Below are 13,684 nucleotides of genomic sequence, written 5' to 3' on the forward strand. Positions count from 1 at the left end.
AAGTCCTCTCAAGCGGTTCTAAGCGCGCCTGCCAGTTGTACTGGCAAGGCATCGACGGCGGCACGGCAGGCGCGGCGGTCGCTGTTCAAAGGGATGTCGTAAGTGATGCGTGCGCCATAGGCGCCGGGGGCGTGCGGGTCGACGCGGACCTTGTCGAACACCAGCAAGCGGGTGCCGAGGCTGAAACCTTCGGACAGGTCATGGGTGACCATGAAGACCGTCAATTGGGTCTCGCGCCACAGCTCCAGCAGCAAGGCGTGCATGTCCTTGCGGATGCCCGGATCGAGGGCGCCGAAAGGCTCGTCCAGCAGCAGCACCCGCGGTTTCATGATCAGCGCCTGGGCGATGGCGAGGCGTTGTTGCATGCCGCCGGACAGTTGCGCCGGGTACTTGTCCAGGGAATGACCGAGGCCGACTTTGTGCAGCAGCACCGAAGCCTGTTCGCGGGCAGCTTTTTTGGCACTGCCGAACAACCTGCCCAACAGCGCTGAACGCGGCAGTTCCAGGCCAAGGGCGACGTTGTCCAGCACGCTCAAGTGCGGGAACACCGAGTAGCGCTGGAACACTACGCCACGGCTGGCGTCCGGTTCGCCCGCCAGTGGTTGACCGTCGAGGAGAATCTCCCCTCGACTGGCTTTTTCCTGACCGAGCAACAACCGCAGGAAGGTCGATTTACCGCAACCGGAAGCGCCCACCAGGGTGCAGAACTCACCCTCGTTGACGCTCAGGTTCAGGCCTTCGAGCACCACCTGGTCGGCGTACTGCTGCCAGACATTTTTCACCGTGATGAAACTCATGCCCGCGCTCCTTCATACCAGGGGAATGCGCGCAGGGTCAGGCGCTTGAGCCCCCAATCCATCAGCCAGGCGAGCAGGGTGATCCACACCACGTACGGCAAAATCACGTCCATCGCCAGGTAGCGGCGCACCAGGAATATCCGGTAGCCGAGACCGTCAGTGGAGGCGATGGCCTCGGCGGCAATCAGGAACAGCCACGCCGAACCCAGCATCAGGCGCAGCGAAATCAGCAGGCGCGGCAGCAACTGCGGCAAGACCACCCGCAACATCAGGGTCCAGGTCGATGCCCCGAGGGTCTGGGCCTTGATCAGCAGCTCAACGGGGATCTCCCGGGCGCGCTGTTCGAGGTCGCGGGCCAGGGCCGGGGTGATGCCGATCACGATCAGCATCACTTTCGACAATTCCCCCAGGCCGAAGACAATAAACAGGATCGGCAGGATCGCCAGCGGCGGCACCATCGAAAGCACGGTCAGCAACGGCGACAACGGCGCGCCAAACAATGGCAGGGTGCCCGCAGCGATGCCCAGGCACAGCCCGGCCAGCGCACTGATGCCCAGGCCGATGGCCAGGCGTCGCAGGCTCGCGGCGCTGTCCTGCCACAGCAGGTATTCGCCGGTGCGGCTGTCGGCAACGAAGGCCAGGCGCTTGACCGCGTCGCTCATTTGCACGGCGCTGGGCAGCAGTTTGTCGTTGGGGTTGTCCGCCAGGCGCTCGGCCGAGCCCATGAAGTAGGCGAACAGCACGAGGGCGAACGGCAGGATCACCAGCAGCAGGCGACTCGGGCGATCCGGGTGGCGATTGATCAGGCGCATGGCCAAGTCCTCTGGTTACAACTTGGCGTCGGCAGCCATCTGCACGTAGCTGGGGTCGAAACGCAGCTTGAGGTTGCCCTTGTCGCCGCTGGTCACCCCGTTGGCGAAGGCCATGCCGACTGCGCTGGTGTCTTTGGCACCTTCACCCAGCAAGCCGTGCTGGAAGGAGAATTCCGCGACCTTGCGCATGGTTTCCGGCAGTTGCTTGCTGGTGCTGAACGCCAGGGCTTCTTGAGGAGTGGCGAACAATTTGGTGGTGTCCAGTTGCGCCTGGAAACCGGCCAGGTCGGTGCCCGAGGCCTTGGCCATGTGCTCCAGTGCAGCCTTGCCCGCGGCGTTCTTCGCGTTCATCAACTCGACCACTTCGAACCAGGCGCCAGTCAGCGCCTTGCCCAGGGCGGGGTTGTCCTTGAGGGTCTGGGAGTTGACCACCATCATGTCCATGATCTCGCCGGGGATCTGGCTGGAATTGAACACCTCGGTCACCCCAGGCTTGGCCTTGATGTCCGAAAGCATCGGGTTCCAGGTGGTGACGGCGTTGACCTGATCGGTGTTGAAGGCGGCGGCGATATCGGCATCCGAGGTGTTGACCACTTTCAGGTCTTTCTCGGTGAGGTCCACCGAATCCAGGGCCCTGGCCAGCAGGTAGTGCGACACCGAGAGCTCGACCAGGTTGACGTCCGCCCCCTTGAGGTCGGCGACCTTCTTGCCTTCGCCCTTGAGCACGATGCCGTCGTTGCCGTTGGAGAAGTCGCTGACGATCAGCGCGGTGCTGTCGACGCCGCCAGCGGCCGGGATGGTCAGCGCATCCATGTTGGTCATGGTGCAGCCATCGAACTGGCCGGCGGTGTACTGGTTGATCGATTCGACGTAGTCGTTAAGCTGCACCACATCGATCTGGATGCCGTATTTCTTCGCCCACTTGTCGACGATGCCTTGGCTACCGGCGTATTCCCAAGGCATCCAGCCGGCGTAGATCGTCCAGCAGACGCTGAAGTGGTCTTTTGGGGCGGCGTGGGACGAGACGCTCACGAGGGCTGCGAAGGCAGCGGCGAAGAGGGCGGGTAAACGATGCTGGGACATGGTGGTTCTCCAGTTGATCAAGGGCGGACAGGAAGGCAGCAGCACCGCGAACGGTGGCTTGTCTCCCGGGCTTTTGTCCCGCCGTGTAACCTCAACTGGAGGTCGCCAACTCTCGGACCAGTCACTCGCGCTTGCGAGCCGGAACCCTAGTCAGCCATTGCAAATTGTGGTGCCGCGAACCTGTGATGACTCCTGCACGTCTTTGCTAAAGCGAGAGACGTGCCAAGTCGAGCGGAGTGCTCTGGCACGCGGGATTGGTCGATTGGTGATGTAGGAAGACAGTGTGCGCTTGCCTTGCAATGGTGCGCGACTGCACCGCAATGGGACGTGCCGGCCGCTGATCCGAAGGTTGTCGGGGCGCTGCACTTGGTCGGGGATAATGAGTCAAAACAGGTGTCAGCCGGCCTGTACCGGCTGTGGGTCTTTCAGGAGGCCGCCATGTTTCGTCGATTGTTGCTCGGCTGCGTACTCGGCTTGGGCCTTGCCGGTTGTTATTACTATTCCGGTGGTTACGACGTCGCGTATCCCGCACCTTATTACTATCCCGGTTATTCACCTTATTACTACCACGGCGGCCCGCGCTTTTATGGCGGCTATCGCTATTACTACTGGGGTGGTCACGCGCCACGTTATTACGGCGGTGGATATCGTCACGGCCACCACTAATCAGCGTGTGAATGGATGAAAAACCTTTCATCGGCGAGATGTATCAAGGTGTTGCGGGAGCGCACCGGATCTTCAATTCGATGTCTGATCTATCGACAGTCGCAGAAACTTTGACTGTCGCCTGCCAGCGTCGCTGGTATGGCTCACTCGCGGTCCAGGAGGCCGCCAATGTATCGACGAATTCTTCTGATTGCCGTGTTGGGTTTGTCACTGGGTGGATGCGTAGCTTATTCCGATGGAGGCGGTTACTACGGTTCAGAGGTCTACTCATCGCCGGCGCCCTATTACGCTGGCGGCAACTCCTACTACTCCAATGGCGGCGGTTACTACACGCCACCGCGCCGGTACTACGCGCCGCCTGCCCGGTATTACCAACCAACGCCGCGCTATTACCACCAGCCGCGGGTTTATCAACCGGTGCCGCGCTATTACCAGCCGGCTCCCCGTTACTATCAGTCCCGGCCAGACTACAGGGCGCACCAGAACCAGGGTTGGGACGGTCGCCACAACCGTGGCGGCTGGGACAATGATCATCGTCGCGGGCGAAACGACAATCACGATCGCCGAGGCGGCCGCAATGGGCGTGGCGATCACGACGGCCGTGGTAATCACCGCTAATCCGGTTGAAATCCATACCCTCCTGTAGGAGCGAGTATGCTCGCGATGGACGTCAACGATAACGCGTGCTTAAAGGTTAAACGCGTTGTCATGACGTTTTTCGCGAGCATGCTCGCTCCTACAGAGTCATTTTTTTCAGTACTCTGACAGGTCCGCCAAGGGATGCCGACCTTCCCAGATTTTGTGAAAATGAGCCTCCACCACCGCATCCGGCACGTTGTTGACGTCCGGCCAATGCCAGCGAGGTTTCTGATCCTTGTCGATCAATCGCGCACGCACGCCCTCGCTGAATTCCGGATGGCGACAGCAGTTGAGGCTCAGGGTGTATTCCATCTCAAAGACCTGCGCCAGAGACATATGCCGGGCACGTTTGATCTGCTCCCACACCAGATGCGCGGTCAGCGGCGAGCCTTCGATCAGGTTGCGCGCGGCGCGGTTGAGCAGCATGTCGGTGTGATCGAGCAGCGTGACAATGGCTTTCCAGGCACAACGCACATCACTGACGTCCAGCAATTCATCGATCTGTTGGCGGCGCGGCAACCACTGGGCCTCGGGCATTTGCGCAACGGCTTTCTGCTGCAAGGCCTTGAGCAGGCTGTTGAGCTGCATCGGCGTCTGTTCCTGCCAGTTCAATTGCAGCAGGCCTTCGATCAGTTCCTGCTGCTGCTCGTCGAGCAGGAAACGGTCGGCCAGGTCCAGATCGATCGCGTCGCGACCGTTCATGTGGGCGCCGGTCAGGCCGAGAAACAAGCCGAGCTTGCCCGGCAGGCGAGACAGGAACCAACTGGCGCCCACGTCCGGATACAGGCCGATACTGATCTCCGGCATCGCCAGTCGACTGCTCGGTGTGACAATGCGAATGCTTGCCCCCTGCAACAGGCCCATGCCACCGCCGAGCACATAGCCGTGACCCCAGCAGATCAACGGTTTGGGATAAGTGTGCAGGCTGAAGTCCAGGCGATATTCGGAGTTGAAGAAGTGCGCGGCCAGCGTCGGCACTTCACCCGGATGGGCCCGGCAGGCCTCGACCAGGCTGCGCACTTCACCGCCGGCGCAGAAGGCCTTGATGCCGTTGCCGCGCAGCAGGACGCAAACGATTTGCGGTTCCTTCGCCCAGGCGTCCAACTTGTCGCGCATGGCATTGATCATCGGCAGGGACAGGGCATTCAACGATTTTTCGGCATCCAGCGTGGCAATGCCAATGCGGGCGCCGTCAGTGCCGGTGAGTTCTTCGAAGTGCAGATTCATCGTGACCTCGCTCGGGAATTTGAGGGTTAAGTATGATCGCTGTGTGGGAAAGTGCCGGATTGGTGTCAGATCAATTGACAAGCGTGATGGGCTTTCCTAGGGTGCGCCCCATTGCTTTTGCCGGATATAACCATGACTGCTGACGACCGTATCAAACTCGAACCGAGCTGGAAGGAGGCACTGCGTGCCGAATTCGACCAACCCTACATGGCAGAGTTGCGAAAATTCCTCCAGGACGAGCGCGCGGCGGGCAAGGAAATCTATCCGCCGGGCCCGATGATCTTCAACGCGCTCAATTCCACGCCGCTGGACAAGGTCAAGGTGGTCATTCTTGGCCAGGACCCCTATCACGGCCCCGGCCAGGCCCATGGCCTGTGCTTTTCGGTGCAGCCGGGCGTCCCGGCGCCGCCGTCGCTGGTCAATATCTATAAAGAGTTGAAGCGCGACCTGAACATCGACATCCCCAATCACGGCTATCTGCAAAGCTGGGCCGAGCAGGGCGTGTTGATGCTCAATACCACCATGACCGTGGAGCGTGCCAACGCCAATGCGCACAAGGACAAGGGCTGGCAGTTTTTCACCGACCGGATCATTGAAGTGGTCAGCCAGCAGCAGCCGCATCTGGTGTTCATGCTGTGGGGCGCCCATGCCCAGAGCAAACAGAAGTTGATCGATGCCACCAAGCACCTGGTGCTGACCTCGGTGCACCCGTCACCGCTGTCGGCCTATCGTGGCTTCCTCGGGTGCGGGCACTTCAGCCGGACCAACAAGTTTTTGGAGCAGAATGGCGAGACGCCGATCGAGTGGCGGTTGCCACCGGTTTGAAAGAGCTTCGCGAGCAGGCTCGCTCCCACAAGGATCACGCGAACCCTGTGGGAGCGAGCCTGCTCGCGAAAAGGGCAACTCGGTTTATCAGACTGAATTCGGCTGACGGTTCCAATACCTGAACAACGGCTCCGCCAGAAACAACACAAACAGCAACCGCATCACCTGCATCGCCGTCACCAGCGGCACCGACAGTTGCAAGGTTTCGGCCGTCAGGCTCATCTCGGCAATGCCGCCGGGCATCATGCCCAGGGTCAGCGAGCGCAAATCCAGGTGGGTCAGCGCACTCAGTCCCAGTGCAGCCGCTGTGGCGATCAGCATGGTCAGCAGCGTGCCGATCAACGTCCTACCCATGAACGACGGCGCACGACGGAAAAACTGCCGATTGAAATGACAGCCCAGGCCGCTGCCAATCAGCCATTGGCCGATCTGGCTGCCGCCGTTAGGCAAGCCGATATGCAGGTCCCAGCCAATGCTGACCGCTGCGCTGACCAGCAAGGGCCCGAACAGCCAGGGGTTGGGTTGCCGCAGGCGTTCCCAGATCCAGGCCGCCAGCGCTCCCGCCGGAAACAATAGCGCCAGCCAGCGCCAATCGATGCTGCCGGCGTGGGACATCGGTGCGCCGTCCCCCAGCAGGTATTTGAACGCTGCCGGAACGCAAAGCACCACCACAAGCACCCGCAAACTCTGGCCCGCCGCCACCCGGCTGAGCACCGCCCCATTGCGTGCGCCGAGGTTGACCATCTCCCCGGAACCGCCGGGCATGCTGGAAAAAAATGCAGTGGCGCGATCTTCACCGGTGCGACGCATCAGCCAGACACCGACCACCGCCGAGAGGCTGGTGACCAGCGCACCGAAGAAGATCAGCCCGAAATGACTCAGCACCTGCTCCATCACCACCGGGGTGAAGTGCAGGCCGATACCGATGCCGACGATCCACTGGCCGCACTTGCGGCCGCCAGGGATCTCCGCCAGTTGCCAGGGTGTCAGGCAGCGCACTAGGATGATCGCCAGCAACGAGCCGACCATCCACGGTAGCGGCCAGCCGACCTGGCTGGCGAGGAAACCGCCCAGCAGGCCGACCAGCGGGGTACCCCACCAGGCTTTGAGCGGTGTTCGATCAGACATCGGCGATGGCGCGTTGCGCAGCCGAACGCTTACGCCAGATCCGCAGGATCGGCATCAACAGCATGATCGCTGTCAGGACCCAGCAACCGAAAGTGATCGGGCTCGACCAGAGGATTTCCAGCGCACCGTTGGAAATCGACAGGGCGCGGCGCAGGTTTTGTTCCATCAGGCCTCCGAGAATGAACCCCAGCAGCACTGGCGACAGCGGGAAGTCCAGCTTGCGCAGGATATAGCCGAAGATGCCGATGCCGATCATCAGGAACAGGTCAAAGGTGGTGGCGTGCACCGCGTAGACGCCGATCCCGGTAATGATCGCGATCACCGGCACCAGTGCCCAGTTCGGCACAGCGAGGATACGGGTGAAGATACGGATCATCGGGATGTTGAGGATCACCAGCATGATGTTGGCGATGAACAGCGAGGCGATCAGGCCCCAGACGATGTCCGGTTGCTGCTGGAACAGCAGCGGGCCCGGGGTGATGTTGTACAGCGACAGGGCGCCGATCATCACCGCTGTGGTGCCTGAGCCTGGAACACCCAGGGTCAGCATCGGTACCAAAGCGCCGCACGCTGCGCCGCCGATGGCCGTTTCCGGAGCGGCGAGGCCGCGCATGTCGCCTTGGCCAAATTTACCCTTGGCGCCTGCGATGCGTTTTTCCGTCATGTAGGCCACGGCGCTGGCCAGGGTGGCACCGGCTCCCGGTAACACGCCCATGATGAAACCCAGAACGCCGCAACGGATGTTCACCACGAACACCGACGCCGCTTCCTTGAAGTTGAACATCATGCGCCCGGTGGCTTTCACCGCTTCCTGGCCGTGATGGGTTTTTTCCAGCAACAGCAGAATTTCACTGATGGAAAACAGGCCCAACACCAGCACCACGAACTGAATACCGTCGGTCAGGTGAATGTTGTCCCCGGTGAAGCGGTACACACCGCTGTTGGCGTCGATGCCGACCGTCGACAGGAACAGGCCGATCAGTGCTGCAATAAAGGTTTTCAACGGTCGGTCACCGGCCATGCCACCCAGGCAAACGATCGCAAATACCATCAGCACGAAGTATTCCGCCGGTCCGAAGGCGATCGCCCATTTCGCCAGCAGCGGGGCAAACAGCACCATGCCGCAGGTGGCGATGAAGGCGCCGATGAATGAGCTCCACGCCGACAGCGAAAGCGCCACGCCGGCCAGGCCTTTGCGGGCCATCGGATAGCCGTCGAGGGTGGTCATCACGGTGGAGGCTTCGCCCGGTATGTTCAGCAGGATCGAGCTGATCCGGCCGCCGTATTCGCAACCCAGGTACACGGCTGCGAGGAGGATCAGCGCCGATTCCGGCGGCAGGCCGAGGGCGAATGCGATGGGGATCAGCAATGCCACGCCATTGATCGGCCCCAGGCCCGGCAACAGGCCGACCACCGTACCGATCAGGGTGCCGCAGAGGGCGGTCACCAGGTTGTACGGGCTCAGCGCGACGCCGAAGCCCTGACCCAAATAGCCAAGAGTATCCATATCAGTTCTCCAGAACGTCGAGCACGCCCAAGGGCAACGGTACGTCCATCAACTTGTCGAACAGCAGGTAAAGGCCGACGGCCATCAAGCTGATGATCACGACGCTGGGCAGCCAGCGGCCGCCATACAGGCGCGCCATCGGCACACCGATGAGGATGCTGGCAACGATGAAGCCAAGCGGTTCGAAGGTGCCGGCGAACACCAGCAGCAGCGCCACGCAGATGGCGATCTTGGTCAAGGTTTCGCGATCCAGCGGCGGCTCGTCATCACTGTGCTTGATCGGTGCGGGACGAAACACCATGTACAACAGCGCCGAGCCCATCAGGCCAAGCATCAGCAACGGGAAGGCCCGAGGGCCCACCGGTTCGTAGGAAAAAGCCGCCTGATACGGCCAGGCCATCAGCGCCAGGCCGACACAGGCCAGCAACAGCACCGAAGCAAAAATGCGTTGTAAGAGCATGGGGAACTCCTGGGTCACGGCGGCGCTAGCCCGCCGTGACCGCTAGACAGAGACGATCACTGGATCAGGCCGAACTCTTTGGCCAGCACTTTGTAGTCCGCTACCTGCTTCTTCACGTAGGTGTCCAATTCCGGGCCGGTCATGGCGAACGGGAACAGTTCACGCTGATCGCGCAGCTTGGCGAACTCGGGTGAGGCCAGCAGTTTGTCGAAGGAGTCCTTCCACCAGGCATAGTCTTCATCGCTGACTTTTGGCCCCAGGTAGAAGCCGCGAACCACTGGCCAGACGATGTCGTAGCCTTGTTCCTTGGCGGTCGGGATGTCTTTCATTTCCGGCTCGTCCAGGCGCTTGTCGGAGAACACCGCGAGCAGACGCATGTCGCCGCTCTGGATGTGCGGCATGGAGTCGGAGATGTCGGTGCTGCCGACCTGGATGTGGCCGCCGAGCAAGGCAGTGGCGATTTCACCGCCGCCTTCGAGCGCCACGTAACGCAGGTCGCGCGGATTGATCCCGGCGGCCTTGGCGATCAGGGCGGTCTGCATCCAGTCCTGGCTGCCGACGGTGCCGCCGGAACCGATTACCACTTTGCTCGGATCTTTCTTCAGCGCCTGGACCAGATCGTCCAGGGTCTTGTAGGGCGAATCGCTCTTCACGGCGATGGCGCCGTAGCTGGTGCCAACGGCGGCCAGCCAGCGCACGTTGGTTTCATCGAAGCGACCAAACTTGCCCTGGGCCAGGTTGAGCAGCGAACCGCTTGACCAGGCCACCAACGTGCCGGCATCCGCCGGGCGCTGGGCGACTACCGCGTTATAAGCCACCGCGCCGACACCGCCGGGCATGTAGGTCACGCGCATCGGTTTGGTCAGCAGCTTTTCGTTGACCAGCGCGCTTTGCGCCAGTTTGCAGGTCAGGTCGAAACCGCCGCCGGGCGAGGCCGGTGCGATGCATTCCGGGCGTTTGGGCTCGGCCATCAGTGGGCCGGCGAACAGCATGACGCTGGCGGCGAGGGCGAAACGGCGCAGTGATCGATTCATTGTTGTCTCCACAGGAGTTGTTGTTTTTTGGGATGTTTCAGATGCAGCGGTTTCGCTTCGCGCAGGCGTTGACGGCGCCGGCAAGCGAATACGAGGGGGTTCGAGAAAAGGGGCGGGACGGACAAATGTGGAGCTGGGTGGACAGCATGGCGACGTACCTCGTTATTGTTCTTATTGGCGAAAACGCATCGAGGCGTTTTTCGGGAGCTACATTTCAAATCACGATCGATGGCTGCGAGATAAACCATCCGTAGATCGACTCTAACGGTCCAACCTTTCGCTAACCTTTCATCGGGCTTTCACGGTTTTTCAGGCTTCACAGCGGCGGATGCCGCTGTAAACTCCGCGCCAAAGAATGGCGTCGACCATCCCTGAACGAGGTAATGATCCATGCGTGTCCTGCTCGTCGAAGACCATCTGCAGCTCGCTGAAAGTGTCGCTCAGGCGCTCAAGAGCACCGGCTTGACCGTGGATGTGCTGCACGACGGCGTGGCGGCCGACCTGGCGCTGGGTAGCGAGGAATACGCCATGGCGATTCTCGACGTCGGCCTGCCGCGCATGGACGGTTTCGAAGTGCTGGCGCGCCTGCGTGCCCGGGGTAAGAATCTACCGGTGTTGATGTTGACCGCCCGCAGCGACGTCAAGGACCGGGTCCATGGCCTGAACCTGGGGGCCGACGACTACCTGGCCAAGCCTTTCGAACTCACCGAGCTTGAAGCCCGGGTCAAGGCCTTGTTGCGCCGCAGTGTGTTGGGTGGCGAGCGCCTGCAGCGCTGCGGTGTGCTGGCCTACGACCTGGAGACCCGGCGCTTTACCCTCGGTGAGGAACTGCTGACCCTGACCTCCCGCGAGCAAGCGGTACTCGAAGCCCTGATCGCCCGTCCTGGCCGGGTGATGAGCAAGGAGCAACTGGCTTCACAGGTCTTCGGCCTGGACGAAGAGGCCAGTCCGGACGCCATTGAAATCTACGTTCACCGCTTGCGCAAGAAACTCGACGGCCACCCGGTGGCGATCGTGACGTTCCGCGGTCTCGGTTATTTGCTGGAAAGCCGTGATGCATAAGGCCAGCAGCCTGCGTTGGCGGTTGCTGTGGAACCTGGCGCTGTTGCTGGTGGTATTGATGCTGGCCAGCGGCTTGAGTGCTTACTGGAACGGTCGCGAAGCGGCCGACACGGCCTATGACCGCACGTTGCTGGCCTCGGCGCGGACCATCGCCGCCGGCCTGTCCGAACGTGATGGCAGCCTCAGCCTGGACGTGCCTTACGTGGCCCTCGATACGTTCGCCTACGACAGCGCGGGGCGGATTTTCTACCTGGTCAACGATATCAACCAGAAGCTGATCTCCGGTTATGAAAACCTGCCGCCACCCCCTCCCGGTACACCGCGCACCGACAACTACCCGGCGCTCGCGCGTTTTTACAACGCGACTTATCGGGGACAGAACGTGCGCGTGGTCAGTTTGCTCAAGCCGGTCAGCGAGCCGAACATGAACGGCATGGCGGAAATCCGCGTGGCGGAGACCGATGAGGCACGCGTCAGCATGGCCCGCAGCCTGGCCGGCGATACATTGCTGCGCCTGGGCATGCTGGCGGTCGGGGCACTGATGATCGTGTGGTTTGCGGTCAGTGCGGCGCTGCGCCCGCTGGAGCGTTTGCGCACCGCAGTGGAGGAACGTCAGCCGGATGACCTGCGGCCGCTACCCCTGGTGGAAGTGCAACGCGAGTTGTGGCCACTGGTGCGTGCGCTCAACCATTTCACCGAACGCCTGCGCGGGCAGTTCGAGAAGCAGGCGCAATTCATCGCCGACGCCGCACACGAACTGCGCACGCCGTTGGCAGCGCTCAAGGCCCGGCTGGAATTGGGCTTGCGCTCGAACGAGCCGCAAACCTGGCGCAGCACGCTGGAAACCGCTGCCCAAGGCACTGATCGCCTGACCCACCTGGCCAATCAATTGCTCTCGCTGGCCCGGGTGGAAAACGGCGCCAGGGCGATTGCCGAGGGCGGCGCGCAGTTGCTCGACCTCAGTCAATTGGCCCGTGAGCTGGGCATGGCCATGGCGCCGCTGGCCCATAAACGCGGCGTGGCCCTGGCGCTGGAAGCTGACGAGCCGGTCTGGTTGCGCGGTGAGCCGACCTTGTTGAATGAGCTGTTGAGCAATCTGGTGGACAACGCCCTGGCCCACACGCCACCGGGCGGCAACGTCATTTTGCGGGTCCTGGCGCCGGCGGTGCTGGAGGTCGAGGACGACGGGCCGGGCATTCCCCTTGATGAGCGCGATCGGGTGTTCGAGCGCTTTTACCGGCGCAATCAGCAAGTGGCCGGTTCAGGCTTGGGGTTGGCGATTGTTGGCGAAATCTGCCGGGCGCACCTGGCGCAAATCAGCCTGCATGATGGGGAGAAGGCGGGGTTGAAGGTGCGGGTGAGTTTTATGGCTGGGGAATGATGGGGCCTGTTCTGGCCTCATCGTCGGAACGCCGCCCAGAGCAGGTTCCTACAGGGTTATCCGACACGGTTAACCCGGGATACCAATACAGAAAAGCCCTACACCATCCTCAGAAACGTCCTATTTCCAGCTTCCTTCCATTTCGCCAAAGCTTTCACCCCTCAGGACCCGGGTGAACGCTAAACCCTTCCTGTGTGTTTCCCCCACAGACCAGGAAGGCCTGACATGAGCACACAACCGCGCATCTTCTTCAACCACACCCGCCACAAGTTCGCGATCCGCTGGTTCGACGCCGCGTTCGATGTCCTCGCCTTCGAAGGCGAAGAACACCTCAGCCAACCCTTCACTTACCGTGTGGAATTCACCTGCAGCGAGCAAGACCTCAGCGCCGAGAAGATGCTCAACAAGGACGCCAGTTTCAGCCTCTATCCGCCGCCGGCAAAGCCACCTTACCCTGGCCTGCCAGTGCCCGAGGTCAAGCCGTTGCGCAGCCTGTACGGCATGGTCAACAGCTTCCAGCGCCTGTCCGCCTCCCGCGACGAAGCTCGCTATGAAATCACCCTGCAACCGCGCCTGGCCCTGCTCGATCGTGGCCGTCAGTACCGCCTGTACCAGCAGCAGTCGGTGCCGGAGATCGTCGAGCACATCCTGCGCAGCCGCCACGATTTCCTCGGCCAGCATTTCCTGTTCCAATTGGTGCGCGAATACCCCCGGCGCGAGCAGGTCATGCAGTACGGCGAAAGCGACCTTGCGTTCATCGAGCGGCTGCTGGCCGAGGTCGGCATCTGGTACCGTTTCACGCATGACGACCGCCTGCGGATCGACGTTGTCGAGTTCCACGACGACCAGCGCCACTACCAGTTTGGCGTGAAATTGCCACTGCGCTCACCGGCCGGTTTCGCCAGCGGTGAGGACGGCGTGTGGGGTTTGCAGACCCGCCACCAGGTGGTGGAAAAATCCATCAACTTTCGCGCCTATCACGCCCTTGACGCCCGCGCCTTTCTCGATGGCGAGGTCGACCAGACCCGCGGCACCACGACCACCACCTACGGCGAGGCCTACC

At 61.8% G+C, this 13,684-nt stretch carries 15 protein-coding genes and 1 riboswitch; of the genes, 7 read left to right on the plus strand and 8 right to left on the minus strand.

Going from position 1 to position 13,684, the window contains the following annotated elements:
- Positions 1 to 8 precede the first annotated feature (8 nt).
- The 3 genes from PG5_RS17235 to PG5_RS17245 are packed head-to-tail and all read right to left on the minus strand — an operon-like array spanning position 9 to position 2,692.
- Positions 9 to 797 (minus strand): ABC transporter ATP-binding protein, encoded by a 789-nt coding sequence (locus tag PG5_RS17235; protein ID WP_020798409.1) that lies wholly within the window; start codon positions 795 to 797, stop codon positions 9 to 11.
- Positions 794 to 1,609: an ABC transporter permease gene (locus tag PG5_RS17240; protein ID WP_020798410.1), complete on the minus strand. Its 816-nt coding sequence runs from the start codon at positions 1,607 to 1,609 to the stop codon at positions 794 to 796. Before PG5_RS17240 ends, PG5_RS17235 begins: the two co-directional genes overlap by 4 nt.
- A 15-nt stretch (positions 1,610 to 1,624) precedes the next feature.
- Positions 1,625 to 2,692, minus strand: a complete 1,068-nt coding sequence (locus tag PG5_RS17245) for a putative urea ABC transporter substrate-binding protein (RefSeq protein ID WP_020798411.1) — start codon at positions 2,690 to 2,692, stop codon at positions 1,625 to 1,627.
- Between the two features lie 60 nt (positions 2,693 to 2,752).
- A riboswitch (guanidine-I (ykkC/yxkD leader) is annotated at positions 2,753 to 2,853 on the minus strand.
- A gap of 277 nt (positions 2,854 to 3,130) precedes the next feature.
- On the opposite strand from PG5_RS17245, the gene PG5_RS17250 reads away from it, so the two are divergent.
- Entirely contained in the window at positions 3,131 to 3,358 is a 228-nt protein-coding gene (locus PG5_RS17250) for a hypothetical protein (RefSeq protein WP_020798412.1), read from the plus strand.
- Between the two features lie 168 nt (positions 3,359 to 3,526).
- Positions 3,527 to 3,976, plus strand: a complete 450-nt coding sequence (locus PG5_RS17255; RefSeq protein ID WP_042955466.1) for a hypothetical protein — start codon at positions 3,527 to 3,529, stop codon at positions 3,974 to 3,976.
- 135 nt (positions 3,977 to 4,111) lie between these two features.
- On the opposite strand, the gene PG5_RS17260 is transcribed toward PG5_RS17255, so the two are convergent.
- Complete coding sequence (locus PG5_RS17260; RefSeq protein WP_020798414.1) at positions 4,112 to 5,224, minus strand: enoyl-CoA hydratase/isomerase family protein; 1,113 nt, start codon at positions 5,222 to 5,224, stop codon at positions 4,112 to 4,114.
- A gap of 132 nt (positions 5,225 to 5,356) precedes the next feature.
- Here PG5_RS17260 and ung point away from each other — a divergent pair, with 132 nt between their 5' ends.
- The gene (gene ung / locus PG5_RS17265; protein WP_020798415.1) at positions 5,357 to 6,049 is read left to right on the plus strand and encodes a uracil-DNA glycosylase; all 693 of its coding nucleotides are present in this window, start codon (positions 5,357 to 5,359) and stop codon (positions 6,047 to 6,049) included.
- Between the two features lie 87 nt (positions 6,050 to 6,136).
- On the opposite strand, the gene PG5_RS17270 is transcribed toward ung, so the two are convergent.
- From PG5_RS17270 to PG5_RS17285, 4 genes are read right to left on the minus strand one after another with little or no spacing between them, the layout of a single operon-like run.
- Positions 6,137 to 7,177 carry an AbrB family transcriptional regulator gene (locus PG5_RS17270; protein ID WP_020798416.1) on the minus strand — a complete coding sequence of 347 codons (1,041 nt, stop codon included), beginning with the start codon at positions 7,175 to 7,177 and terminating at the stop codon, positions 6,137 to 6,139.
- Positions 7,170 to 8,684 (minus strand): tripartite tricarboxylate transporter permease, encoded by a 1,515-nt coding sequence (locus tag PG5_RS17275; protein WP_020798417.1) that lies wholly within the window; start codon positions 8,682 to 8,684, stop codon positions 7,170 to 7,172. The genes PG5_RS17270 and PG5_RS17275 overlap by 8 nt, the downstream gene beginning before the upstream one ends.
- Position 8,685: 1 nt before the next feature.
- Entirely contained in the window at positions 8,686 to 9,144 is a 459-nt protein-coding gene (locus PG5_RS17280; protein ID WP_020798418.1) for a tripartite tricarboxylate transporter TctB family protein, read from the minus strand.
- A 56-nt stretch (positions 9,145 to 9,200) separates the two neighbouring features.
- Positions 9,201 to 10,178 carry a tripartite tricarboxylate transporter substrate binding protein gene (locus PG5_RS17285; RefSeq protein WP_020798419.1) on the minus strand — a complete coding sequence of 326 codons (978 nt, stop codon included), beginning with the start codon at positions 10,176 to 10,178 and terminating at the stop codon, positions 9,201 to 9,203.
- Here PG5_RS17285 and PG5_RS17290 point away from each other — a divergent pair.
- The 4 genes from PG5_RS17290 to PG5_RS17305 all read left to right on the plus strand — a co-directional run.
- On the plus strand, positions 10,166 to 10,432 hold the full coding sequence (locus PG5_RS17290; RefSeq protein ID WP_141195496.1) for a hypothetical protein: 267 nt from the start codon (positions 10,166 to 10,168) through the stop codon (positions 10,430 to 10,432). The two genes, PG5_RS17285 and PG5_RS17290, sit on opposite strands and share 13 nt — an antisense overlap.
- 136 nt (positions 10,433 to 10,568) lie before the next feature.
- Positions 10,569 to 11,240, plus strand: coding sequence for a response regulator (locus PG5_RS17295; RefSeq protein WP_008055965.1), 672 nt, complete (start codon positions 10,569 to 10,571; stop codon positions 11,238 to 11,240).
- Positions 11,233 to 12,621 carry a sensor histidine kinase gene (locus PG5_RS17300; protein ID WP_020798421.1) on the plus strand — a complete coding sequence of 463 codons (1,389 nt, stop codon included), beginning with the start codon at positions 11,233 to 11,235 and terminating at the stop codon, positions 12,619 to 12,621. Before PG5_RS17295 ends, PG5_RS17300 begins: the two co-directional genes overlap by 8 nt.
- Positions 12,622 to 12,846: 225 nt before the next feature.
- A partial coding sequence (locus PG5_RS17305; protein ID WP_042955468.1) for a type VI secretion system Vgr family protein occupies positions 12,847 to 13,684 on the plus strand: 838 nt, incomplete at its 3' end.

The organism is Pseudomonas sp. G5(2012), from assembly GCF_000408945.1.
GTDB classification, from domain to species: domain Bacteria; phylum Pseudomonadota; class Gammaproteobacteria; order Pseudomonadales; family Pseudomonadaceae; genus Aquipseudomonas; species Aquipseudomonas umsongensis.

Coding starts and splice junctions, on each gene's coding strand:
- PG5_RS17235 (WP_020798409.1), bottom strand. CDS start 797: ATGAGTTTCATCACGGTGAAAAATGTCTGGCAGCAGTACGCCGACCAG.
- PG5_RS17240 (WP_020798410.1), bottom strand. CDS start 1,609: ATGCGCCTGATCAATCGCCACCCGGATCGCCCGAGTCGCCTGCTGCTG.
- PG5_RS17245 (WP_020798411.1), bottom strand. CDS start 2,692: ATGTCCCAGCATCGTTTACCCGCCCTCTTCGCCGCTGCCTTCGCAGCC.
- PG5_RS17250 (WP_020798412.1), top strand. CDS start 3,131: ATGTTTCGTCGATTGTTGCTCGGCTGCGTACTCGGCTTGGGCCTTGCC.
- PG5_RS17255 (WP_042955466.1), top strand. CDS start 3,527: ATGTATCGACGAATTCTTCTGATTGCCGTGTTGGGTTTGTCACTGGGT.
- PG5_RS17260 (WP_020798414.1), bottom strand. CDS start 5,224: ATGAATCTGCACTTCGAAGAACTCACCGGCACTGACGGCGCCCGCATT.
- ung (WP_020798415.1), top strand. CDS start 5,357: ATGACTGCTGACGACCGTATCAAACTCGAACCGAGCTGGAAGGAGGCA.
- PG5_RS17270 (WP_020798416.1), bottom strand. CDS start 7,177: ATGTCTGATCGAACACCGCTCAAAGCCTGGTGGGGTACCCCGCTGGTC.
- PG5_RS17275 (WP_020798417.1), bottom strand. CDS start 8,684: ATGGATACTCTTGGCTATTTGGGTCAGGGCTTCGGCGTCGCGCTGAGC.
- PG5_RS17280 (WP_020798418.1), bottom strand. CDS start 9,144: ATGCTCTTACAACGCATTTTTGCTTCGGTGCTGTTGCTGGCCTGTGTC.
- PG5_RS17285 (WP_020798419.1), bottom strand. CDS start 10,178: ATGAATCGATCACTGCGCCGTTTCGCCCTCGCCGCCAGCGTCATGCTG.
- PG5_RS17295 (WP_008055965.1), top strand. CDS start 10,569: ATGCGTGTCCTGCTCGTCGAAGACCATCTGCAGCTCGCTGAAAGTGTC.
- PG5_RS17300 (WP_020798421.1), top strand. CDS start 11,233: ATGCATAAGGCCAGCAGCCTGCGTTGGCGGTTGCTGTGGAACCTGGCG.